This window comes from Cytobacillus sp. EB106-05-05-XG126, assembly GCF_058791715.1.
Map to the genome: position 1 here is coordinate 1 of NZ_JBYTDU010000006.1, position 23417 is coordinate 23417.

Annotated in this window: 22 protein-coding genes and 1 pseudogene; 2 read left to right on the forward strand and 21 right to left on the reverse strand. The window is 40.6% G+C overall.

What is annotated here, in order from left to right; translation table 11 throughout:
- Nucleotides 1-109: 109 nt before the first annotated feature.
- The 12 genes from AC3WTL_RS17240 to AC3WTL_RS17295 all read right to left on the reverse strand — a co-directional run bounded on the left by AC3WTL_RS17240 (nt 110) and on the right by AC3WTL_RS17295 (nt 11490).
- On the reverse strand, nt 110-403 hold the full coding sequence (locus AC3WTL_RS17240) for an antibiotic biosynthesis monooxygenase family protein (protein ID WP_061792398.1): 294 nt from the start codon (nt 401-403) through the stop codon (nt 110-112).
- A 44-nt stretch (nt 404-447) separates the two neighbouring features.
- Nucleotides 448-1545 carry a flavin monoamine oxidase family protein gene (locus AC3WTL_RS17245; protein ID WP_492369780.1) on the reverse strand — a complete coding sequence of 366 codons (1098 nt, stop codon included), beginning with the start codon at nt 1543-1545 and terminating at the stop codon, nt 448-450.
- Between the two features lie 237 nt (nt 1546-1782).
- Nucleotides 1783-2988 carry an aminotransferase-like domain-containing protein gene (locus tag AC3WTL_RS17250; protein WP_492369781.1) on the reverse strand — a complete coding sequence of 402 codons (1206 nt, stop codon included), beginning with the start codon at nt 2986-2988 and terminating at the stop codon, nt 1783-1785.
- Between the two features lie 48 nt (nt 2989-3036).
- Nucleotides 3037-4335, reverse strand: coding sequence for an MFS transporter (locus AC3WTL_RS17255; RefSeq protein ID WP_492369782.1), 1299 nt, complete (start codon nt 4333-4335; stop codon nt 3037-3039).
- 103 nt (nt 4336-4438) lie between these two features.
- Nucleotides 4439-5827 carry an aminotransferase-like domain-containing protein gene (locus AC3WTL_RS17260; protein WP_492369783.1) on the reverse strand — a complete coding sequence of 463 codons (1389 nt, stop codon included), beginning with the start codon at nt 5825-5827 and terminating at the stop codon, nt 4439-4441.
- Between the two features lie 99 nt (nt 5828-5926).
- Nucleotides 5927-6382, reverse strand: a complete 456-nt coding sequence (locus tag AC3WTL_RS17265) for a VOC family protein (protein WP_492369784.1) — start codon at nt 6380-6382, stop codon at nt 5927-5929.
- A 173-nt stretch (nt 6383-6555) separates the two neighbouring features.
- Entirely contained in the window at nt 6556-7461 is a 906-nt protein-coding gene (locus AC3WTL_RS17270; RefSeq protein ID WP_492369785.1) for a UCP032817 domain-containing protein, read from the reverse strand.
- A 128-nt stretch (nt 7462-7589) separates the two neighbouring features.
- Nucleotides 7590-7970: a hotdog family protein gene (locus AC3WTL_RS17275; protein WP_197248798.1), complete on the reverse strand. Its 381-nt coding sequence runs from the start codon at nt 7968-7970 to the stop codon at nt 7590-7592.
- Between the two features lie 104 nt (nt 7971-8074).
- Nucleotides 8075-9040 carry an MBL fold metallo-hydrolase gene (locus tag AC3WTL_RS17280; RefSeq protein ID WP_492369786.1) on the reverse strand — a complete coding sequence of 322 codons (966 nt, stop codon included), beginning with the start codon at nt 9038-9040 and terminating at the stop codon, nt 8075-8077.
- 23 nt (nt 9041-9063) lie between these two features.
- Nucleotides 9064-9840 carry a helix-turn-helix domain-containing protein gene (locus AC3WTL_RS17285; RefSeq protein ID WP_492369787.1) on the reverse strand — a complete coding sequence of 259 codons (777 nt, stop codon included), beginning with the start codon at nt 9838-9840 and terminating at the stop codon, nt 9064-9066.
- 24 nt (nt 9841-9864) lie between these two features.
- Nucleotides 9865-10440, reverse strand: a complete 576-nt coding sequence (locus AC3WTL_RS17290; RefSeq protein WP_492369788.1) for a LysE family translocator — start codon at nt 10438-10440, stop codon at nt 9865-9867.
- Between the two features lie 138 nt (nt 10441-10578).
- Nucleotides 10579-11490 carry a LysR family transcriptional regulator gene (locus AC3WTL_RS17295; protein ID WP_492369789.1) on the reverse strand — a complete coding sequence of 304 codons (912 nt, stop codon included), beginning with the start codon at nt 11488-11490 and terminating at the stop codon, nt 10579-10581.
- 143 nt (nt 11491-11633) lie between these two features.
- Here AC3WTL_RS17295 and AC3WTL_RS17300 point away from each other — a divergent pair, with 143 nt between their 5' ends.
- Nucleotides 11634-12908 (forward strand): MFS transporter, encoded by a 1275-nt coding sequence (locus tag AC3WTL_RS17300; protein WP_492369840.1) that lies wholly within the window; start codon nt 11634-11636, stop codon nt 12906-12908.
- A gap of 164 nt (nt 12909-13072) precedes the next feature.
- Here the strand turns inward: AC3WTL_RS17300 and AC3WTL_RS17305 are convergent, their stop codons facing one another.
- Nucleotides 13073-13654, reverse strand: a complete 582-nt coding sequence (locus AC3WTL_RS17305) for a sugar O-acetyltransferase (RefSeq protein WP_492369790.1) — start codon at nt 13652-13654, stop codon at nt 13073-13075.
- A 90-nt stretch (nt 13655-13744) separates the two neighbouring features.
- On the reverse strand, nt 13745-14785 hold the full coding sequence (locus AC3WTL_RS17310; RefSeq protein ID WP_492369791.1) for an NAD(P)-dependent alcohol dehydrogenase: 1041 nt from the start codon (nt 14783-14785) through the stop codon (nt 13745-13747).
- A 242-nt stretch (nt 14786-15027) separates the two neighbouring features.
- Between AC3WTL_RS17310 and AC3WTL_RS17315 the strand changes: the two genes are divergently transcribed.
- Nucleotides 15028-15438: a MerR family transcriptional regulator gene (locus AC3WTL_RS17315; RefSeq protein ID WP_197248793.1), complete on the forward strand. Its 411-nt coding sequence runs from the start codon at nt 15028-15030 to the stop codon at nt 15436-15438.
- Nucleotides 15439-15698: 260 nt separating this feature from the next.
- On the opposite strand, the gene AC3WTL_RS17320 is transcribed toward AC3WTL_RS17315, so the two are convergent.
- The 7 genes and pseudogenes from AC3WTL_RS17320 to AC3WTL_RS17350 all read right to left on the reverse strand — a co-directional run bounded on the left by AC3WTL_RS17320 (nt 15699) and on the right by AC3WTL_RS17350 (nt 23410).
- Nucleotides 15699-17318, reverse strand: coding sequence for a metal ABC transporter solute-binding protein, Zn/Mn family (locus tag AC3WTL_RS17320; protein ID WP_492369792.1), 1620 nt, complete (start codon nt 17316-17318; stop codon nt 15699-15701).
- A gap of 153 nt (nt 17319-17471) precedes the next feature.
- Nucleotides 17472-17950: pseudogene (locus AC3WTL_RS17325) on the reverse strand (GNAT family N-acetyltransferase).
- A gap of 268 nt (nt 17951-18218) precedes the next feature.
- The gene (gene modB / locus AC3WTL_RS17330; RefSeq protein WP_492369793.1) at nt 18219-18875 is read right to left on the reverse strand and encodes a molybdate ABC transporter permease subunit; all 657 of its coding nucleotides are present in this window, start codon (nt 18873-18875) and stop codon (nt 18219-18221) included.
- 4 nt (nt 18876-18879) lie between these two features.
- Nucleotides 18880-19677: a molybdate ABC transporter substrate-binding protein gene (gene modA, locus AC3WTL_RS17335; protein ID WP_492369794.1), complete on the reverse strand. Its 798-nt coding sequence runs from the start codon at nt 19675-19677 to the stop codon at nt 18880-18882.
- 192 nt (nt 19678-19869) lie between these two features.
- The gene (locus AC3WTL_RS17340) at nt 19870-20712 is read right to left on the reverse strand and encodes a MurR/RpiR family transcriptional regulator (RefSeq protein WP_248349175.1); all 843 of its coding nucleotides are present in this window, start codon (nt 20710-20712) and stop codon (nt 19870-19872) included.
- A gap of 13 nt (nt 20713-20725) precedes the next feature.
- Nucleotides 20726-21634: an ROK family protein gene (locus tag AC3WTL_RS17345; RefSeq protein WP_492369795.1), complete on the reverse strand. Its 909-nt coding sequence runs from the start codon at nt 21632-21634 to the stop codon at nt 20726-20728.
- Between the two features lie 84 nt (nt 21635-21718).
- Entirely contained in the window at nt 21719-23410 is a 1692-nt protein-coding gene (locus AC3WTL_RS17350) for an FAD-binding protein (RefSeq protein ID WP_492369796.1), read from the reverse strand.
- Nucleotides 23411-23417: the final 7 nt, after the last annotated feature.

Here is a 23417-nt window from a genome sequence, read left to right on the forward strand (position 1 = left end):
CACCTCCAAAATCGTATAGATATTAAATACGATTCAGGGGGTGTTTTTTCCTTGTCTCATTTTACTGGGTCACTCTAGACCGCAAGGAGGCTTTTAACTAAAACACCAATTAAAGAGGAACGTTTTCAAAGTGTTCAACATCAGGAAATGGATCATAGAAATGGTGCAGCTGTCTTTTCCATTCTTGATACTCTTTCGATTGTCTAAACCCAACTGTATGGGCCTCTAATGATTCCCACTTCACCAGCAATAAATATTTACCCTCAACTTCCATACATCGCTGCAGCTCGTGAGATATGTAGCCTTTCATGGAAGAAATAACTTTTGATGCTTCACGAAATGCTTGTTCATATTCTTCCTCCATCCCTTTTTTTACTTGCAGCATTACTGCTTCTAAAATCATGTAAATTTCCCCTTTCCCTGCTTTCTCAAAAGAGCTCCTGATTTCTAGTTTAATTTAATGATTTCAAAAACTGCCTGTTCAGCTGACTGAAGGGCACCTTCAAGGTGGCCGCCAAAGGGTGAATTCGTCTCCGTACCAGCAAAAGTAATTTTCTTTTCCCATACCCCAGCTTTTGGCGGCTGACCATAACTTGGAAAATCTCTAAGCGGGTCCAGGTCTTCCTCAACTGCAGTTTCGGAATCTTCGGCCCAATCCTTATAAAGGATAGCCTTAACGTTTTGGGCGGAGGTTCCAAATAGCCTAACCAATTGATCAATGACCAAATTTAAAACTTTATCCTCTCCAAGTTCTCGGCGTGTTCTCGCTGGCATACCGAAGAAACCAAATAAAGCGCCAGATCCTGTTTTAGGAGAAGCATCGTGGATTTCCTGCAGAGGTCCAACCCAGCTCGATGCGAAGCCAGAGAGCTCTGATTCTCTCCAAAAGGGACGATCATAGATGGCAACTGCCTTCGCCTGCCCTGCCATCCACGTCGGTTTGCCAGCAAGGTCAGTCATAAGATCTGCAGGGAGAGATGGAGAGAATTCAATATGACGCGCCACAATCCGAGGCGGCAGTGCTAGGATTACAGCACTTGCAGTTACATTTGTTGTCTCTCCATCAGCAAGGACTGCTTCAACCGTAATAACTCCCGTTTCCTCTTGTCGAATGGCTGTGACTCGGGTTCCTAGCTCGACTATCCCTGAGGGAATTGTATCTGCTACAGCATCAATAAGGGATTGCACACCTCCTATGAATCGAATCGACCTTGCACCAGCATTTTCCGGCAATACATGGCGCTCTGGAGGTTCGTTTTGGAATCGTTCTGAAAGCATTGCCCCTTTGGTGTACTGGACAAAAGTTTCTAAATTCAGTTCTTTCACAAGGCCGGTGATCGCGCTCTCATATTCAGGCCAAAACCACGTTGGCCCGAGATCAAATTTACCCAGGTCAGGTCTGTTTGGATCAGAAACGCTCAAGACTCTGCCGCCAATCCGTTCTCTAGCTTCGAGAACCCTGCAAGGAATGCCATGTGCAGCAAGCAAAGACGCAGCCCGCAGTCCACTTAACCCAGCACCGACAATGACTACAGGGTTTTTCACACTCTTGCCTCTTTCGTACTGTGTCTATGCTGAATGAATGCAAATATAAAAGAGCTATTCCTTTTTATATATAACTCTTCTAAATGAGTTTTCCCACTCGTCCAAATTTCAGCTTCCATTACTATACCCCCGATTTTTAACTCGGCATTGTTGAGTTTAGATTATTGCTGTATAGAGCGTTATACCGGCTTGCAGCCATTAAATAATACCAGATAAGGGCACAAAGCCTTGTTTTAATCAGACTGTCAGCAATGAATCATTTTGTAATTCCCGGTGCAATACTTCACCCATACGCTTCATCCCTTCAATAATCCTCTCTTTAGACATATTGGAGTAATTTAAACGCAATGTATTTTTTTGTGTGCCATTTGGAAAAAAGGGCGCACCAGGTACACAAGCCACATTGTTTTTCAGGCACTCTGTAAATATATGCGCTGAATCAATACCCTCTGGAAGCTCAACCCAAATAAATAATCCGCCTTCCGGCTTACTGTAAGATAAATGATTTGGGAAGAATTCTTCAATGCAGGATAACATAGCTGTGCATCTTTCTTTATAAACAGCTTTGATTTTATTTATGTGTTCTTCGATATCGTAAAGCTCCATATACTTTGCTGTAATTCTTTGAGCAAAGCTGTCAGTATGCAAGTCAGCTGTTTGCTTAAAAGCAACATACTTATCAATGAAGGTTTCGTCCGCACAAATCCATCCAAGCCGAAGACCGGGAGTGAAAATCTTAGAGAAAGTGCTTAAATAAATGACTCTGCCTTCTGTGTCAAAATGTTTCACAGGCGGGAGTTCCTCTCCAGCAAATCTTACAGCTCCATAGGGGTTATCCTCTACAATCAGCACATCATACTGATTAGCAAGCTCAATCATTCTTTTTCGTCTTTCGAGTTTTAAGGTACGGCCAGTAGGGTTTTGGAAATCAGGAATCGTATAAATAAATTTTGCATCAGGATGATCTCGCAGCATTTGCTCCAGCTCTTCCATTACCATTCCATCATCATCCATGGCTACTTCAACAAACTTTGCATTATATGCCTTGAATACATTAATGGCTGCAAGATAGGTTGGGTTTTCACAAATAATAGTATCTCCCTCATTGATAAATAATCTTCCAGTCAGGTCGATTGCCTGCTGGGATCCTGATGTAATAAGAACATTTTCAATGCTGGAGTCAATCCCAGCCATTTTCATTCTCTGACAAATAGCTTCTCTCAAAGGAATATATCCTTCAGTTGTACTATATTGAAGAGCAGCCGCACCTTCTTCATTCAATACAGCATTGCATACTACCTTTAGAGCTTCTACAGGAAACAGTTCTGGAGCCGGCAGTCCTCCCGCAAAAGAGATTACTTCCGGTCTTTCTGTTACTTTTAAAATTTCACGTGTCTCAGAAGAAGTTACAAAGCGAGCTCTCTCAGCAAATTTATGTTTCATTTATACACATTCCTTTTCTATTTTTGGAGTTGCTTTAATACTGAAAATTCAGTCACTAATGCTTATACTTTTCTCTTTTTGATAGATACCTGCCCATATTACAATGGGAATGAGCAGTAATGAAAGGACAGCACCTGCAATGGAAAGGGCTGCATAACTGGAATGTGCTACAACTATTCCGGATAACCCTCCTCCTAATGCTCCTGACAAAGCAATCCCTACATCGATTGAACCCTGAGTTTTAGCCCGGGAAGAAGCATGAGTTGAATCTACCAGAATAGCCGTGCCGCTAATTAAGCCAAAATTCCATCCAAGCCCAAGTAAAACAAGGGCTATATTGAGTATGAGCATCGACTCACCAGGTCCTGCTGCAGCCAAAATGCCAGAAGCAAGCAGCGTAATAGCGGAAGCAGCAGCCATAGCCGCACGGCCAATTTTATCAACAAGAATACCAGTTACTAATGAAGGCAAAAACATCGCACCTATATGAAATCCAATGACAAGCCCCACCTCATTCAAATCATGTCCATGATGTCCCATATGTATAGGGGTCATTGTCATAATGGCCATCATCACAAATTGAGTTAATACCATTACAGCCGCTCCTGCAAAAATGCCTCGCCTGTTTATCGATGCCAAATTAGAGCTTTTCTCTAAATGATTGGCTTTAGTGTGTGCATCTGATATGGCTTTTGCCACAATAAAAGGATCAGGACGAAGGAACAAAAATAAAACAAATCCAGCAAGTATATACGCCGCAGCCGCTAATATAAAAGGACCGGCTAAAGCAGGAATTCCTATGGATATAGCAAACTCCCCCATTACATCCACCAGGTTAGGTCCTGCGACAGCACCGAATGTGGTGGAAACCATGGCCATACTAATAGCCTTTGCCCTCTGTGCGGGGCTTGCCAGGTCAGTTCCAGCGTAGCGCGCCTGCAAGTTTGTAGCCGTCCCCGCCCCGTAGATGAGCAGTGAAATAAATAATAGCAGAATGCTGTTTGTTATTGCTGAAACCAATACTCCAATGGCACCTATGCCTCCAGCCAAAAATCCTGCCGCAAGTCCAGGACGGCGGCCAAACCGCTGAGAAAGCCGTCCCACCAGCAGCGCAGCACCTGCTGACCCTAAAGTAAATAACGCGGTTGGAATTCCTGTTACACTATCTGTCCCCAGCATGTTTTGCGCGAGAAGTGCTCCTACTGTAATTCCTGCTGCAAGTCCTGCTCCTCCAAAAACTTGGGATATGACAATGACAATTAATGTTCTTTTGTATAGTTGCTTCTGTTTTTCTGAAGAATTTATGTAGCTTTGCAGCCAGGCAGATTGCGCGTCTAACGGTAACAAAAACTCACCTCCCTTTTTATTTTCATAATATTCCAACTAGATTTCAATCATCTTAACACGCACAAAAAAACCATACAATATTATAATTGTATGGCGAACAATATTAGATATGATTGTTTAACAGGCGTTTAAGGATGATCAAACCTCTCTCAAGCTCTTCAAGCGTTTCCGGTGCACAAACAGAAACTCTTACAGCCCTCTCCGGACAACTATTTCCAACTACAAAACGTTCAGCTGCAAACACCTGTACTCCATGCTGCTTAGCCAGCGTTTCAAATTCAGCACCTGTAATCTTGCCTGGCAATAGCAGCCAGCGAAAAATGCCTGTTTCAGCGCCTAGACATGTAAAGTCTGCCAAATATCGGTTAACGAGTTGATTTCTGAGGATCGTCTGCTCCTGATGTCCCTCAATTAAGGCTTCAAATTGATTCGATACAATAGTACGTGCTGCAAGTTCTGCCAGTAATGGAGAAACGGAAACATTTAAATTATAAAGCGCCCTTGAAATTGATTCCTTGAATTGACTCGGCACTGCTGTATAGGCCAGCCGCAAGCCCGGTGCAAATGATTTAGATAAGCTTGCAATATAGATGACCTGTTCTGGTGCAAAGGATGCGACTGCCGGCAGTGGTTCTTTGCTTAGAAGATGGTATGAAGCGTCTTCGATAATGAACTGATTATACTTTTTGGCAATGGCTGCGATCATTTTTCGATTCTCAATCGACATAAAGGAAGCTGTCGGATTATGATAATCCGGAATCAAGTAGATGCCTTTAATATTTTCATTTTTACACGCATATTCAAAAGACGCCGGACTCATTTCATAGTTGTCTGTTTTTATTGGCACCAGCTGCACACTAAGCATCGCTGCAGCCGTTTTTAAGCCAGGGTATGTATGCTGGTCAACTCCAATGCGCTCTCCGGGCTTACATAGACTTGCCAGTGCAGCAGCAATAGCATTTTGACCGCCATTCGCAAATAAAATGTGATCAGCGGTTGTTTCTAACCCGCCTCTGCGGATAAGCTTTACCGCTGCATCCTTTTGCCAATGGCATTCGCCTCCCCGGCCATAGCCAAACCATTTTTCATAATCGGTCTCTTGCAGCATAGTTTTCAGCTGGAGCATCAGCGGCTCGAAAGAAGCATTATCCGGAAGGGTTGCTCCCATTTCAATTAAGTGCTTCGGCTTTGTATCTTCAAGTAAATACGCATTCGATAGGGCATCATAGGACACAAATGTGCCGCTTCCAACCGTTGCACTTAATAACCCCTTTAACTCACACACTTTAAATGCTTTTGAAATGGTGCTCACATTTAAATCTAAATAATCGGCCAGTTCCCGCTGTGGAGGAAGCTTGGTTCCGGGCAATAACACTCCGTTTAAAATATCCTGTTCCAATTGCCCTGCCAGTGTTTGATAGATGGGCTTTTCTTTTTTATCAAGGGATGGCTTCCAGGTCATAGGATAGTTTTCAAAAGAATTAATCGGCATGATACGCACCCTTTTTTGTAAAAGTTTTCAATGAAGCTGTTTCTTTCATTATAACCCTTGTTCCTCTACCCTGCCCATTTCGTCTAACAAAGAAAAAATTTAGTTTTTATTCTCCAAATACTTTTCCCATTCGCTTAGATACATCTTAGGTTTATCTTCAGGCTCAAATGATAATTTACAGATAAATTCTAATGAATTTCCATCCGGGTCATGAAAATAGACCATAGCATGTGTCTGGTCTGGGAGTACAATGGGTTCAAGAGGTTTAAAGCCGAATTCTTCACGCATTTCAATGCCTCGCATTTCAAGCCACTCTTTTGCATTCTTCAGATCTTCTAAATCTACTCTAAATGCAATATGTCTGATGGAAGGATGATAGTTCATTTTTGCTTGGTCACATTCCCATAATCCCAGCCAGCTTTCGTTCTTAACGATCCAAAAAAATGCCGTTTTTTCGTATTTTATTGCTAAATCCAGCCTCAAGCCCCTGTAAAACTCAATCGAATTATTGATATTACTTACTGGTAAATGTGCTTCATACAGTCCTTTAATCATTTTTTAACCCCTGTCCCTCATTTTCTTAGCATTAATATACCAGTAACTGATCCATTTTCCGTCCACAATATGGTTGAAATTTTCTACTGCTTTATATGTATTGGCCCCTTAAGAACTTAAGTAAATTCCAAAACAAAAAAGCTGTCCCGCATGATTGTGCGGGACAGCCCTTATTAATCTCCTCCCCCGCCGCAGCTTGAGCAGGAGCTGCAGGTTGAGCAGGAGCTGCAGATTGAGCAGGAACTGCAGGAGCTGCCCGACCCGCAGCTTGTACAGCTTGATGAGATCTTGCTGCTGATTTTCATGTAACTGGCAAAATCATCATAATGAAAATACGATACAGATAAAAAAGGAACCAACATTGCGTTATAGTTTTGCTGATTTTTCCTTTTTCTCATCATTTCTTGTATGACGCTTTTTTCATAGTTTTTTACTTTCTTTGCAGTTTTTTTCATAGCAGAAATAAGCGAGAGCACAGTAGCCATATATTGGCTATCACTCTTAAAATAGAGCTCTATTAGTTCATTTTCCGGCAAACACTTAAAATCATCAATTATATTTGGAGGTACAGAGAATCTGTAAAATCCCTTATAAAGTTTGATATTTTCCTTTCTTATGAAAAAGAGTTCACCATACACCCAATCAAAAAATCCGCGTACATCGGGTTCAGGCGACTTCTTTAGATTGGGACTATGATGAAGAGTGCTTCCTAAATATTCTTTTGAAAAATCATCATACTCACGGGTAAACATGAGCATATGATGCCATAGGTCATCGACTTTTTCACTGAACATAGGGGACTCCTTTAAAAGAGAAGTCAAAATAAAGTAGCGTTTTAAATCCAGCAGACGCCAGCTGTACTCATTTTCTTTTAGCTTAATTTCTTTCATTACCCTCTCTTCTACGTTTCCCATATAACTTTTACTAAGAGACTTCTCCAGGTGATCACTTAGCTTTTTTAACCCTTTAATCGGTTTTATGTCTAATGATTTTGGAGATAAACTAAATTTAAATGAGAGCTTTTTGCGCAAAAATAAAATAAACCAAATAACCACTGCAAGCAGGAGTAACCAGGCCATGTAATCCCCCCTTCTTTCATACTATTACGAATTCCATTTTCAGAAGTTCCATATTTTGCAATATTAATATTGTTTAGCACAAAAAGAAAAAGCTGCCTTACTCGGCAGCAGCTCAATATATGCACCATTTAAGATAATATCACACCCGCAAAATTCCCTCTTAGTACTTGTTTCTTATTCTGGTTCGTACAAAGGAAAGAGGCGGCAATGGCCATTCTATTATGATCTTGCTCTTCATATTTATCGATCGTTACTTCACATATGATTGTATCTCCTGTAAAGACAGGTCTCAAAAATTCAAAATTCATCGTACGGGCCAACACGTTTGCGTCTCCGCCCACTTTGGTTGGCAGTGTGGCCGTTAATAATCCTTGGACTACAAGCCTCCCCTGTTCATCCGGGGTTATATGGTGAATTCCTTCATCACCTGATATTTCTGTAAATAATTCAACATCCCTTTTTGTAAAAGTCCGTTCAAATGTAATCATGTCCCCTACTTTTAAAAGCATATTAATCTCCCTCCGAAGGCTTAAAACAATATATCAATTAACGACTGAATATTACAATAATTATCAACGGTATTCAACTTATTAGCCCAGTTTTTAATTGCTGTTTATGTATCAAATTTCCAATATTTAGGCTTTATATCCTTATTCACCCATTCCTTTTGCGGTGCCTGGTATGGGGTGTTGGCGACCAAATGATTATTGTGCCAGCTTGCTGCTCCGGAACTAATCATTTCATCGAGCAGGACTGGAATAAATTCTTCAGGCTGCAACTGGAAAGAATAGCGTGCAAAATCCTGGAACCATCCGCACTTTAGCAGGTAGTCGCTGATCTCTTCTTTAGCCAATCCATCTTTCATGATTAAGGTGAATGAAAAAATCCGCTTGCAGGCATGCCATGACACTTTTTCTGGCGCCTTAAGCCACTTTTCAAACCGTCTCTTTGCTGTATCAATGGCAGCCAGAGGATCCTCGATTTGAGGCCCATGTCCTGAATAGGCCTGCCCGATCCGGAGTTCCGACAGCCGTTCCAGACTTTCCATCGATCGCTGGATTGATGAAACACCCTCACGAAAGATATTCAACCATCCGATATCATTTTGGTGAAAAAGATCCCCGCAAATTAATACCTCTTCTTCAGGTTCATACAAAGAAATATGCCCTAACGTATGTCCAGGTGTATGCAGGACTTTAAAGGTTCTGCTTCCTGTCTGAATTTCATCTTTATCTGAAAGTTTAGCATCAACACGATAAGGTTCTACAGACTGATCCAGCCATTCTGCACTGCAGGCTTCGGGATCACAAGAGTTAATTAATTCCGCTTCCCATTTATGAGCAGCAATCCTAACACCATAATTTTTTTGAAAATGAAAATTGCCTCCCGCATGGTCACTATGGTAGTGCGTGTTGACTATAAGGTGCAGTTCTTCTGGTGAAACGCCTGCTTCTTTTATTAATTGCTCAGTTTCTTTGACATCACTGCCAAATCCAGTATCAATAAGGATTGGAAGTTCATCCTTGATCAGAATCATATTCGCACTTGGAAACTTTCTTTCAAAAAAAATAATATCCAAAGCTCAACCTCCTTAAATTTACCTCAATTTAAATGTGAAATATATTCAAATGCTGTCGTCCCATATACGCTTTTAAAGTGCTTATTTAAGTGAGTCAAATCAACAAAACCACATTCAGTAACAGCTGCATAGATGTCTTTATTCTTTTCGATTACCTGCTTGGCGCGTTCAATCTTGCAGTTGAGAAAATACTGATATGGTGAAATTCCGGTATGAGCCTTAAATAATCTGATAAACTGGTATTTTGATAAATTCAGCTCTTTACATATGTCGTCCAGTTTAAGTACATTCTCCAAGCTCCCATGAACCATATTCTTCGCCTTTCTAATTAGAGCATTATCTTTCTTATCATATGATGAAAGTTTAGTTTGAATGAGATGATCTGTGAGAGATAAAAGCAATTCACTGCATAGTGCTTCATCTTTTTCGCTTAATATAGAATGAGAAAGAGTCAATATTTTTTGTTCAAGCAGATCATCATACACAACGGGATTTGAAAAACGGACGATATCCTTTGTCCCGCTGACATCTGAAATCAGCTGAGGGTCAATATATAACATCACATAGTCAAGACCGGTCTCATCATGCGCCATTCCGTCATGTGCCTGTTCCGGATTAAAAAGCATAACGCCATTAGGATAGGATAATTGCAGACCGCCATCCAGGGTATAATGCTGAATGCCGCGCAGCGTCACACCTATTGCATATTCAGCGTGAGCATGCTTTTTATAAGCAAATTCAGAAATACTTGCTGACAACGCAGTAATCCCTGCCGATTTTTTATAGATAAATTTGTCCATTGGACTCACCCCTTAACAGCATGCCTACATCCAGATCATCACGCCGGAATAAGCTAAAAATATGGCCATGACTATATTCACAATTTTATCATGCTTCTGTAAAAACGCCTTGAAAATGGTACCGAACAGCACCCATGTAATAAATGCTAAAAATCCAATAATCGTGATGGCGAGAACACTCATTGTCACAGCCGGCACTTCCGTATAATACGGCATGATGAAGCTGGGAATAACAGTCATTGTAAATAAAATCACCTTTGGATTTAAAAACTGCATCAGGAAGCCTGACATAAAGGTGCCATTTTGGATTGCAGCTGGCTTTGATGTGTCTGACTTAAAAATTTTATAAGCGAGATAGAAAATATAAAAGCTGCCGATTAACTGCATGACGATTAAGATTTTTGGTATGACCTCCATAAGGATCGTATTCAGCATAGCTGAAATCATAAGCAGCAGACCAAAAGCAATCGTAGCACCATACGTATATTCCATCGCCTTTTTTGTCCCTATATTATGGACAGTGGATAATATGACGATATTCGTCGGGCCTGGCGTAAACGTAACAATAAAACAATATACTAAAAAAGATGTAATATTCATGAAGAAAACTCCTTTCAGGGTATTCTCACATAAATATACATCTTAGGATTAAGCGGCTTATAGTATATTATTGCAGGATCAAATAAACTCCTATTATTGTTGCCCCGTTTGTTTAAATCCACTTCTCACAGTCTCAATTCAACATATTGTCTCCGCACATGACCAGTCCCTTGCATGTTTCAGAGTAATATCAATAAACATGGATAAAGCCGGGGAAATCCACTTGTTTTTGTGATAAACTGCTTGGGAGAAAATCTGTTTAAAGCCACCTGCACAGGGAATAACTTTTAACCTTCCTGCCTTGATTTCATCAGATACTGTCATTAGAGGTAAATAAGCAATACCAAGCCCGCTCATGACACAACGTTTCGTCGCTTCAATACTCCAAAGCTCCATCGTGTGGGAAGGGACGATTCCACGTTCTCCAAGGTATTCTTCAAACATCGTTCGATAACTGCATTCCTTCTCGTTCGCAATTAGACACTCGCTTATCTTTTGATTTTCGCAGCTTTCATCTAAAATATTCAGTGGACAGTCAGGGCTTCCAACTAGGACGATAGGTTCTTCCAAAAACGAATGGACGATTAAATCAGAATCCTGCAGCTGCGGCATCATGACAAATGCAATATCCGCACTGCCATTAAGTATTGCTCTCTTGTTATCACTGCACCTGGCGTTACTTAAACTGATGTTTACATGGGGAAACTTCTTTCTATATTCTCTTAATATTGGTTCCAGGCGGTATACCGTTAGTGATTCCGGAGCCGCAATCTTTAACTCTCCTCTCATATCCTCTCCATCACTGGCAATACTTTCGATCTTTCCATAGGTATCTAGTATCTCTTGAGTATAGGGGAGCAGCTTCTTGCCCGTATCAGTCAATCTTACCTTTCGGCCCATCCGGTCAAACAGAGGCAAGCCTAAATGTTCTTCAAGTGCCTGAATATGAGAAGTTACCGTGGATTGAGTGTACCCTAATTGTTCTGCCGCTTGTGTGAAGCTGCCCGTTTCAATGACCTTTTTAAACGTAACAAAATGGCGAATTTCCATTATTTCACCCACTTTTATTTTTCTCTTATTTTTATAGTATCAAAAAAATCAATGGATAACTTCATAAACTTCAATTTTACTAATAAATAGCTGCGGGTTACTATTTAAGAAAAAAACAGGAGTATAACGGAGGTGTCTGAGTGTTGAAGCGTATTCACTATAGCTGGTTTATTCTTACCATCACATTTTTATCCATTATCGTTGCCGGAATTGCCATATCATCATCAGGAGTTTTCATAGATCCTTTCGAGAACGAATTTGGCTGGGATCGGCCTATAATTGCACTTGCTTTTGCCATTAGTCTTTTTTTATATGGTATATCAGGCCCGTTCATGGCAGCATTATTAGAAGTGATCGGGTTAAAAAAAATGATGATTGGTTCAATGGCGACTTTGCTTGCTGGTCTCATGCTTACCTTAATGATGAACCAGTCATGGCAGCTGATGATTATTTGGGGCATTATTATTGGACTGGGAGCTAGTCTTTTTTTAACGGTAGTAAGTCCATATGTAGCGAATCATTGGTTTGCAAAACGAAGAGGACTTGCAGTAGGAATTTTAACAGCAAGTACTGCAACAGGTCAGTTAATTCTTCTTCCTGTCTTAGCAGCTATAATCGATCATTATTCTTGGCGTTTGGCGATTGGTTTAATTATGATCCTTAGTTTCATTATGCTGATCATAATCCTTTTATTTATGAAAAACAAGCCAAAGGATGTTGGCATTCTTCCATATGGACTTGAAAAGGAGATACAGGACAGCACTGAAGGACAAAAGAAAAATCCTATTGTTTTAGCCTTCAATGGCTTATTAGAAGCTGTGAAAGTAAAAGAATTTTGGCTATTAGCCGGCAGTTTCTTTATTTGCGGACTTTCAACGAACGGTTTAATTGGCACCCATTTTGTATCTTACTGTATAAGTTTTGGAATACCTTTAGTTACAGCGGCTTCGTTTCTTTCATTTATGGGAATTTTTAATCTAGCAGGAACAACCCTATCCGGCTGGCTGTCAGATCGTTTCGATAATCGATGGCTATTATTTTGGTACTACGGTTTAAGAGGGGCTTCACTTGTATTTCTTCCTTATGCATTAATTGAAGGTTCGATTACGATGCTTATTATCTTTACTGTGTTTTATGGATTAGATTGGATTGCAACTGTTCCACCAACTATTAATATCTCAAGACAAATATTTGGGACTAAAAAGAGCGGAATCATTTACGGCTGGATTTTCGCATCTCATCAAGTAGGTGCTGCTGCAGCTGCATATGGAGGCGGTCTAATCTATAAATTTTTCAATACTTATACTTGGGCGTTTTTCCTGGCTGGTGTTTTCTGTTTATTTGCAAGCTTATTTGTCATTACTATTAAAAAACAGCATTCAAGTCAATTAGCTAATGAGGGAATAGTGAATATATAGCAATTAAAACATAAGCACCATTTTAATATCACGTCCGCAAAATTCCCCATCAATACTAGTTAAAGTCTAATATCCTATAAAAAAGAACAAGCTGATTTTACTAAAAGATCGGCTTGTTCTAATGTATTCGAAAAGGAAACCGCCAATTTTAACTAACACTAAAATTACTCTAAACCATCATTAATCCTCTTCACAATTTTCCCAGGTACTCCCGCAGCAACAGTATTTTCAGGAACATCTTTAGTGACAACGGCTCCTGCCGCAACCACTGAATTTTCCCCAATCGTCACACCAGGCAGGATGGTAGCGTTTGAACCAATCCAGACATTTTTTCCAATAATAACTGGAGATGGATAGGTTGTATTTCTTGTTTCTAGAGATAACCCATGATTCAGTGTAGCAATCGTGACATTCATACCGATCATGGTGCCGTCTCCAATACGAATCCCGCCTCTGTCCTGGAAGGAACACCCTGTGTTAAAAAACACGTTTTTGCCAATCGTGATATTCTTGCCGAAGTCGGTATAAAATGGCGGAAAACACATAAATGAAGAATCAACTTTGCTGCCTGTCAGTTCTCTGAAAATCTCAGCTATTTCCTCTTTTGAATGATACGAATTATTCAATTCCATAGTGATCCTTTGAGCTTCATAACTGCATTGAGTTAAAAGCCCATGCAATTCCTTGTCCTCACCTGAAATGGGATTTCCCTTTCGGCAGAAATCTATAAAGTCTTCCATGTTCATTTTTTAACCACCTATCTTTGTATGACCCTAACCAAACCCATAAAAATAGAATGTCCCAAAAGCCAGGCTTTCAGGACATCTTTGAACTATTTACATAGTGCTGATATCAATCACAAATCGATACTTCACATCTGATGCTAATACGCGCTCGTAAGCTTCATCTATTTGATCAGCTGTAATGACTTCAATCTTTGGAACAATGTTATGTTTTGCACAGAAATCCAGCATTTCCTGAGTCTCACGGATGCCTCCAATCATAGAACCCGCAAAGGAACGGCGATGGCCGATGAGTGAGAACACATTGACTGACAATGGCTCTGCTGGAGCACCCACGTTAACCAATGTTCCGTCAAGCGTGAGCAGAGAGAAGTAAGCATCTATGTCGATCTTTGCACTTACCGTGTTAATAATTAAGTCAAACGTTCCGGCAAGTTTTTTGAACGTTTCCTGGTCGTTTGTGGCAAAGTAATGATCTGCACCGAATTGCAGGCCGTCTTCCTTTTTATTCAATGTTTGTGAAAGGACTGTCACTTCTGCACCCATGGCATGTGCAATTTTAACAGCCATATGGCCAAGGCCGCCCATACCGACAACCGCTACTTTCCTGCCTGGTCCAGCTTCCCAATGATTTAGCGGCGAATAGGTAGTAATCCCCGCACAAAGCAGCGGTGCTGCAGCGTCAAGCCCAATGCTATCAGGTATGCTGAGTACGAATTCTTCCTGTACTACAATGTGCGTTGAATACCCGCCTTGAGTTGGTTCGCCATATTTGTCAACACCAGCGTAGGTTTGGATATTTCCCTTAAGGCAGTATTGTTCTTCTCCTTTACGGCAGTTTTCGCATTCGCCGCAGGAGTCAACCATACATCCGACTCCTACCCGGTCTCCTGCCTTGTACTTTGTAACCTCAGCTCCTACTTCTGCAACAATTCCTGCAATCTCATGCCCGGGTACAAGCGGATAGTTCACAGGACCCCACTCCCCGTGTGCAGTATGGATGTCAGAATGGCATATGCCAGCATATTTAATTTCAATCAGAACATCATGCAAATCCAGATTGCGCCTTTTGATCTCAGCCGCTCTAAACGGCTTGTCCGGACCGTCAACGGCCCGCGCTTTAGCAGTTATCATGAATAAACCCTCCTGAAATATTTTAAGAGAATGATAGATTTTAATAGAACTCAATTAAGTTCCCATCATTTATCTCTTTTCACCACCATGTTAAGGCTTATAGTTAACTCTAGGTCAAGTGGCTAATATAATTTTTTTATTCCCGATAAAGTGTCTTTGACATTTATAAAATACCATGATAATCTCACGTCATACCTTATAGTTAACTCTAGGTCTATATCTTTGATAATAGGAGATAAATAATGAAGACATACACGATCAGCGAAGTGGCAAAGGAATTGAATCTGACAGTATATACCCTGCGCTACTACGATAAGGAAGGTCTGATGCCCTTTGTAGAACGGACCCCCAGCGGAAACCGTTTATTTAAAGAATCCGATCTTAACGCTCTAAAAGTGATTGAATGCCTGAAAGCCACCGGAATGCCTATTAAAGAGATTAAAAATTTCATTGATTGGTGTTCTGAGGGGGATGCCACACTGCAGCAAAGATATGACATGTTTCTGGAGCGAAAAGCAAATGCAGAAGCACAAATGGAAGAACTAAGAAAAACAATGGAAGTCATTGAGCATAAATGCTTATACTACAAGACTGCACTGGAAGCCGGAACAGAAAATATTCATAAAGAAGATAAAATAGAGATTAATAGCTGATTGAAAGCCGCCTGTATTTAATACAGGCGGCCATCTTTAACTAAAAAAAATCCAATAAGCATCACAGTACACAATCAGGGGAAAAATCAATCTAAAAAGCCGCTTTCCATACGCAAGGAAAAGCGGCTTTGGATGTAGTTTTATTCAATCAATGTCCCTGTTGCTGAATACAAGTATTAAACATCTCTTTTCACCTAGACTGCCTGATGAGAGCTTTTGACCATTTCACCCAAGAGTTTGAAGCTATAAGCCTTTTTAGCTTAGTGCTCCATCATTTCATGGGCAATGTCTTGGCCATCCATGTCAGATGGATAGTACGTAGGCCAATGGGTAACTTCATCCAGCAATTTTTCCCGGTCGTCACCCCAATAAAGGTGATAGTGACTAGCTTCTGTCGGATAGATACTATGATCACTAAACTGAATATATTGAGGAAGACCTTCAGCTATTGCTACTAGCTTAAATACATATCTAACCCCTCTATTTCCCGCATCATATGTCAGAATTTCATATCCATCGTAGATATACTCCCCGGTATATTCTTCTCCGTTTTTGAAAAACGTTACCTTATTCCCCTGTATCTGAATTCGTTCAACATTTGTTTGGTATCCTTTATTATAATATTCCTTATATTCTTTAGCTGTCATCTCACCCCCATGCTCTGCTTTATGTGCAAATACTTCGTCAAGGGCGCCATCTTGAAGAAATGGGTATACTGACTGCCAGTCACCTTCCCAGTCGGATAAGGAACGATCCTTCACTTGACTGTTTTCAAAATATCCTTCATAAATTTTTGCTGTTTCTTCATTATGTACATGAGTATGGCCATGATCGTGTTCACCCTGCTCATTTTTCTCAGAGTCTCCCTCGGATGAAGGTTCCGATAATGCTTTTGTCAACTCCTCTAAGTTGTGCTGCATAAGCGTAAAGTAGTCCTCATTATTCTTTATATCTTCATCTGTTAAAACAGATAAATTGTGAATACGTAAAGCCTCTGCACCAATTTCCTTCCTAACTACTTCTGCCACTTTAGGAGTTATATTCTGTTCAAAAAATACATGCATCAAACCATGCTTTTCAGCAGTCTTAATGATGTTTTGCACCTCTTTATGTGAGGGCTCATTAGCAGGGCTCAAGCCGGATACTGCGATTTGCTCGATCCCATAGGATTTCTCCCAATAGCCATAAGCAGCATGAGATACAATAATTTTATTTTCAGGCAAATTTTCAAGTTGTGTACGGAAGTCCTGGTCTAAGTTTTCGAGCTTTCCTTTCAGCTCCTCAAAGTTTTGGTTGAAAATCTTTTCTTGCTTAGGTTTTAAATCAACTAATAAATCTTTTATATGCTCTGCCAGCTGAATAGATCGAATAGGATCCAGCCAAACGTGAGGATCCTGATCCCCGTGATTATGTCCAGAATGTTCGTCCTCATGACTGCCTTCTTCTTCATGCTCATGGCCGTCATCCTCTCCTTCATGGTCATGTACATGCTTTTCCAAGATAATTTCTTTTGATGCTTCAAGTACCTTGACGTCATTAGATTGAATAGTTTCCGAGATTTTGTTTGCGTATGATTCTAAGCCTGCCCCATTATAAATAAAAGCATCAGATTCAGATATTTTCATCATATCGCCGGTTGTTGGTTCATATGTATGCGAGTCTGATCCCGGTGGCAGAATAGACTCCACAGAAGCTTGATTTCCTGCGATTTGTTCAGCGAAAAACTGAAGCGGATATACGGTTGTATAAATCTTCAACTCTTTGCTGGATCCTTTTGGTTCCCCATCACTTTCACTGCTGTTTGCAGCTTTTCCTCCACACGCAGCCAGCGTGAAGATGACTATAAATAAACTAAGTAAACCTGCGAATCTTTTTAACAATTTTATTCCCCCTTTACTTAGGGAACATTTTATCGTAATGATTACGATTTGTAAATAGTAATCATTACGATTTTTCGGTTGAACCCTTTCAACTCCTTTGTTTAAAAAGAAAAAGCTGCTATATTAGCAGCTAATTTTGTACATAAGCACCAATTAGTTCAATACCTTTATCAATTCAATTTCATCTCTGATTGGAATACCATCATTTCCAATTAAGGTATTTCGGGTTTTACCTTCCTTGCTTTCTCAACCGCATTAAGTATAACTTGAGACAGAATAAATCCTCGTTTCTGATAAAATTTTAATGCTGACAAATTATCGTTTGTTGTAATAAGTTTTACGATTTTACAATTTTTCTTTATAGCAAGATTTTCTACTTCTTGAACTAACGATGTACCTATCCCCTTACCTTCTTCCATACTATCTAAGGATATAATTTCACAATCATTATCTTTAATTAGGTAAGTAATTAAGCCAATGATTTTGTCATCTACATCTACAACAGCAAAACCGTCCAGTGCACTGCAATCATAAATCCCACTGGAAATAACCATTTCCGTGCTCCCCCAATGCAGCTTAAAAAACTCTACTATTATACTTTTCGGTAAATTCGCAGCTGGGTAAATATTCATTTTTAGCCACCCTTAGATTTATAAAGTCTTTCTTAATTATCTTAAATGACCATCCAATTAACAACCTTTTTATTCCAGTCACTTAGAAGGAAGACCTAATGAATTCCTAAATCCCCTTTAGCAAACAGCAGCTCTAATGGTACCACCGAATTAATGGAATATTTTAGAAAAGAGGTTAAGGTGATGGAGGACGTAACTGGCACCTGAAGTATTATGCGCACTCCAGTGTCCTGCAATAAAAATAGACATCCCGCGAAAGGATGTCTTCTTATGTTTTTATCAGCTGAACAAAAACTAACATGATAAATGATATTCCGATCATACACGCTACCCATAACCAGGCCATCTCCATATTGCCTGAATCAATGGCTACATAAATAGCGGTAGGAATGGTTTGTGTTTTTCCCGGAATATTACCGGCAAACATTAAAGTAGCTCCGAACTCCCCCAGCGCTCTTGCAAAGCTCAGGATGCCACCTGAAATAATGGCCTTATATGAAAGTGGTATCGTGATATTCATAAATAATTGAATTTCATTCGCTCCATCAACCCGAGCCGCATTTTCAATATCACGATCAATTGCTTCAAAGCCTGTCTTGGCAGACTGATACATAAGAGGAAATGCGACAACCGTCGAAGCGATAACAGCCGCCCACCATGTAAACATAACTGGCTGTTTAAAAATAAACTCAATGAATTGGCCTGCAAAACTGTTTCTTCCAAAAATGACTATCAGCAAAAACCCTACAACAGATGGCGGTAATACTAATGGCAAAAGAAAAGCGGTCTCTGCAATGGCTTTTCCTTTAAATCTTTTATTTGCCATACCCTTCCCTATGATAACGCCAAGAATAATTGCCAATACTCCTGAGACAGCCGCAACTTCAGCAGATATTAGGACTGGTGACCAAAAATCAGTAGCCATATAATTATTTCAATCCTTTAAATCCATACTCTTTAAAAATATCCATAGATTTTTCATTTTGAAGATAATCATAGAAAAGCTTAGCTTCCTCAGGATGACTTGTATCTTTAATCACACCCAAAGGATAAATGATAGGATCATGAGTATTCTCCTCTGCCGTGTTCACTATGTTGACCTTTTCAGATATTAACGCATCCGTTTTATAAACAATTCCGGCATCCACATTATTTGTCTCTACATATGTAAGGACCTGGCGGACATCTTTGGCATACACTACTTTTTCTTCTATGTTGTTCCAGATATCTATTTCTTCTAATAATTCCTTCGCATATTTCCCGGCAGGAACCGACTCCGGTGTGCCTATGGACAATTTATCTGCTTTTGGCAGATCGTGAAACGACTTGATTTTCAATGCCGAATCCTTTGGCACCACTAAAACAAGCTCATTCCCAACTAGATCAATTCCATTCTTTTCTTCAATCAGCCCGTCATTCACCAGTTTATCAAATTTATCCTCTGCAGCTGAAAAGAAAAGATCAGCGGGTGCTCCCTGGGAGATTTGCTGCTGAAGAGAACCTGAAGCTCCAAAGTTAAAGTTGATCAGCACATTTGGATGTTCTTTTTCGAACCTTGCTTCGATTTCCGTTAAGGCATCCTGCAGGCTTGCCGCTGCTGAAATAGTCAGTTCCACCTTCTCTCCGGCTGCATCCCGCTTCTCTTCTCCTGTATTTTTAGACTGACATCCAGCCAATGATAAAAAAAGGACCATTGATGAAAAAAATAACAGGGATTTCTTTTTCATTATGCCCCCCCTTTCCAATTAGTTATATCTGATTATAACTAATTATAACTGCTAATGCCCTGGATATCAGCGGTGAGGACATTGTGACAATTCCTCTGGGAAAAACAGTGAAAAAACTCCATTTTTAGGGCTGGAAAAAAGAAGGCACAATGGCCTTCCTTATAAAAATAATTGAACCAGCATCGGCTTGCTTTAGTACAGCTTATTACTGATATTCTCAGATATCTCCATTTTCACTTTTGAAGCTTGTTCATAGTTTTTCATGGTGATCCCCGTGCAGATAAGATCGATTAAATAAAGCTGTGTAATTTTGGCTACTAATGAACCGCTGTCTAACGGGCTTTCTTTTACAGAGGTCAGTAAAATATAATCCGCGTATTTGGCCAAAGGTGATTTCACATAGTTTGTTAATACAATCACAGTAGCTTTCTTTTCATTGGCTATTTTAACAGTGTCGACAATATCCTTTGTGCTGCCTGTTAAACTAATGGCAATCACAACGGAATGTTCATCCAGGGAGGTCGCCCTCATTACCTGGAAGTGAGGATCTGTGACGACATCAACATGTTTTCCTATTCTCATGAGGCGATTTTGCATATCAAGCCCGGCAATTCCGGAAGAGCCTATGCCAAATATCACTACATCCCTGGAACGGACTATCGCTTCGATGCTGTTTTCAAGAGCTTGATTATTCAGCATACTATACGTATCTTCAATGGCATGTACCATGTTTGTGCGGATGCGTTCAATATAGGTCTCGTCACCCGCCTGACTGGAATTACCAGATACCTCTTGCGCGAGCGAAAATTTAAAATCCTGGAAGCCTTTAAAGCCCAGCTTTCTGAAGAAGCGCAGAACTGTAGCCTCTGCAGCTCCTATTGCTTCCGATAATTCCGTTAATGAATGGTATAACACCTTGTCTGTATTCGTTAAAATATATTCATGAATTCTATGGTCGGATTTAGTAAAGTTGTGTTTATGCTGTTCCATTAATATAGTAGGCTTCAGCCCTGTTATTTTTCTATTCGTTTCCATAGTAACCCCTCTGCTAACTTTTCCTGTTCATGTCCAAAAAGTGCTTGGCTGCTCCTAATAAATTGGCTTTGTTTTCATGTGCGGCAATTCTCATCCGAAGCGACTTCCAGTGGTTTGGCATTACTTTCTTCGCTAAAGACGATTGTACCTCTTCCAATAAAAAGTCTCCTTGTGCAGAAATTCCGCCGCCAATCAGTACAAGCCCGGGGTTAAAAATATGAACAAGGCTCTGAATGCCTGTCGCCACATCATCTGCCCACTGTACAAATAGGTTATTAGCTTCCTTATTTCCCTCTCTGGCAAGCTCGAAAAACTTCTCTAATGGAAGGTTCACACCCATTCTTTCCTCCACAAGCTCTGATAGGGCTGAACTGGAAGCATACCTTTCATAACAACCATTGTTACCGCAGGTGCAGGGCTTCCCATTTGGGTACAGATTGATATGCCCGATTTCCCCGGCTGAAAAATTGGCTCCTGTGTATAGCTTACCATTTAAGAATAACGCACCGCCAATCCCCGTGCCAATAGTTACGCAGAGAAAATCATCCATATCTTTAGCTGCACCTTGCCAATATTCACCTAATGCCGTGCAATTCACATCGTTTTCAACCGTAACCGGCAATCCGGTATGTTTTGAAATAACCTCAGCCAGACTTGTACTGGTATATCCCGGAATATTATCCGTTGCATGCACCACGGTTCCATTCTGGTTATCAATCTGCCCTGCAGAGCTGATGGCAATGCCCTCGACTTTTGCCTGTTTTAACAGCATATCACAGATCATCTTCACTTTTTCTACTATTAAGGGACCGCCCTTATAAGCCTCAGCCGGGATGGAATCAAGACTTAAAAGCTCTCCTGCGTCTGAAGCGATGCCATATTTTATAGATGTTCCGCCAATATCAATAACTCCAAGCTGCATGATTGTGCTCCTCCCTTACAATTGAAAAAAGAGAAAACCCATACCAGGTTTTCCCCTCCATCTATGAGCATTAAAGCTACTTCCCTATTCATTTAGAAAGCGATACTCCAATGCTCCATCATCTTTCATGGAAATAAACAATCTTTTATTATATTCTTCACGTTCTTCCGGATAATCCTCACGAAAATGTGCGCCCCTGCTTTCTTTTCGTTCCAGCATGGCCTCAAGCAGAATTTGCGAAAGCTTGAAGAAGTTTCGTGCCTTAATTGTCAGCTTTCGGGTTGCCTGCTGTTCGAACAATCTACCTAAATCAAGCTCTGACTCGAGCTTTCTGATGGTTTCTAATGCTTTTAATAGACTGTCCTTATTGCGCACGACATTCCCATGATACCACATGAGTTTTTTGATCGATTCAATAGCCTGATGAACTTTTTTCTCCATATCTATAACAGGACCTTTTGTTTGCCCCTGAACGCCAAACATGTTCTCGATCTGTTTCAATGCTTCAGGTTCAGAAATTTCCTCATGGCTTTGTGTTTCGATATACCTGACACAATCTGCCGCAGCCCTTTTGCCAAATACCATGCAGGCGCCAGTCGAATTTCCTCCCAATCGGTTCGCACCCTCAATATTGCAGGACAGCTCACCAATGGCATATAATCCGTTCACACCGGTTCTGCCATACGTGTCAATATAAACTCCGCCGTTGCTGGCATGGGCAAATGGGGCAATACGAATCTCATTCTCCAAAAGATCAATATTTCTCTCTTTCAGCCAATTTAAATAGACCGTGTAGAACTCTTCCCCATTTTCATATAACTCGGACCGATATAAAAGCCTGAATCCGCGGTCATTCCGATTCGCAATGATGTTTTTCATCATCGCGATATCCACATACTTCGAATCAAGTGAATGGGTGAACGGACCGTGTGTGCTCCGGATCTGCAGACATTCCTGCTTCGATATCTCCTCAGGCAGCATAGAATCCAGTAAGCTGCTTCCTTCTTCATCGACTATATCATCACAATACATTAATGTATGTTCCCCAAAGAGGGTTTTATATTTCGGAGCCGTAATGCCTGGAATGAATTGAATATATTCCATGTTTACAAGACGGGTCCCTGCTTCGACAGCCAGGATATGGCCGGAGCCATCCACATCATTGGGATTTAAGTTATGCTGATAAATACTGCCGAATCCGCCCGTTGCTAAAATGACAGATTTGCATTCCACCATAACGAGGTCATTATTCTCATCTAAAAGTATGGCTCCCGCCACACGGTCATCTTTCTTCAGCAAAGTAAGGACGATTGTCTTTTCCAGGATAGACAGGTTTTCATACTCTGCAAAAATAGTTCTCACATTTTCGCGAATCTGATCCCAGTCACTTAATAAATAGATATCCCGTTCATGTTCAGCGAAACAGGCTTTACGCTCCCCTTCCAGCTTTTTCGCCTTCACACCAATCTCCTGATATTCCTTTACACGCTTCGGAATTTCTTTTACATACACCTCAGCTAAATCCCGCCCATGCATGCCATGGCTCAAGCTTTCAATATCTTCAAGAAATATCGATTCATCTTCATGATCTTTTGTCACCTGAGTTCCAAGGGAGGCTTTCAGCGGATAAAAGCTTGAACCTGAAGCTACCTGCATTTTTGTCACCATCAATACATCGGCCTGTTGATCTGCAAGCTCTTTGCTTACTTTTATCCCGGCCAGCCCGCTTCCGGCCACTAAGACATCCGTTTTTATTTTCTTTTTTATTTGAAACATAGTCTCA

Excerpts from the sequence above, each read along its gene's own strand:
- AC3WTL_RS17315 (WP_197248793.1), top strand. The coding sequence starts at position 15,028 with ATGAAGACATACACGATCAGCGAAGTGGCAAAGGAATTGAATCTGACA.
- AC3WTL_RS17240 (WP_061792398.1), bottom strand. The coding sequence starts at position 403 with ATGATTTTAGAAGCAGTAATGCTGCAAGTAAAAAAAGGGATGGAGGAA.
- AC3WTL_RS17260 (WP_492369783.1), bottom strand. The coding sequence starts at position 5,827 with ATGCCGATTAATTCTTTTGAAAACTATCCTATGACCTGGAAGCCATCC.
- modA (WP_492369794.1), bottom strand. The coding sequence starts at position 19,677 with ATGAAAAAGAAATCCCTGTTATTTTTTTCATCAATGGTCCTTTTTTTA.
- AC3WTL_RS17350 (WP_492369796.1), bottom strand. The coding sequence starts at position 23,410 with ATGTTTCAAATAAAAAAGAAAATAAAAACGGATGTCTTAGTGGCCGGA.
- AC3WTL_RS17275 (WP_197248798.1), bottom strand. The coding sequence starts at position 7,970 with ATGCTTTTAAAAGTAGGGGACATGATTACATTTGAACGGACTTTTACA.
- AC3WTL_RS17285 (WP_492369787.1), bottom strand. The coding sequence starts at position 9,840 with ATGGACAAATTTATCTATAAAAAATCGGCAGGGATTACTGCGTTGTCA.
- AC3WTL_RS17345 (WP_492369795.1), bottom strand. The coding sequence starts at position 21,634 with ATGCAGCTTGGAGTTATTGATATTGGCGGAACATCTATAAAATATGGC.
- AC3WTL_RS17295 (WP_492369789.1), bottom strand. The coding sequence starts at position 11,490 with ATGGAAATTCGCCATTTTGTTACGTTTAAAAAGGTCATTGAAACGGGC.
- AC3WTL_RS17305 (WP_492369790.1), bottom strand. The coding sequence starts at position 13,654 with ATGAACATGGAAGACTTTATAGATTTCTGCCGAAAGGGAAATCCCATT.
- AC3WTL_RS17310 (WP_492369791.1), bottom strand. The coding sequence starts at position 14,785 with ATGATAACTGCTAAAGCGCGGGCCGTTGACGGTCCGGACAAGCCGTTT.
- modB (WP_492369793.1), bottom strand. The coding sequence starts at position 18,875 with ATGGCTACTGATTTTTGGTCACCAGTCCTAATATCTGCTGAAGTTGCG.
- AC3WTL_RS17270 (WP_492369785.1), bottom strand. The coding sequence starts at position 7,461 with ATGGCCTGGTTACTCCTGCTTGCAGTGGTTATTTGGTTTATTTTATTT.
- AC3WTL_RS17340 (WP_248349175.1), bottom strand. The coding sequence starts at position 20,712 with ATGGAAACGAATAGAAAAATAACAGGGCTGAAGCCTACTATATTAATG.
- AC3WTL_RS17265 (WP_492369784.1), bottom strand. The coding sequence starts at position 6,382 with ATGATTAAAGGACTGTATGAAGCACATTTACCAGTAAGTAATATCAAT.
- AC3WTL_RS17250 (WP_492369781.1), bottom strand. The coding sequence starts at position 2,988 with ATGAAACATAAATTTGCTGAGAGAGCTCGCTTTGTAACTTCTTCTGAG.
- AC3WTL_RS17290 (WP_492369788.1), bottom strand. The coding sequence starts at position 10,440 with ATGAATATTACATCTTTTTTAGTATATTGTTTTATTGTTACGTTTACG.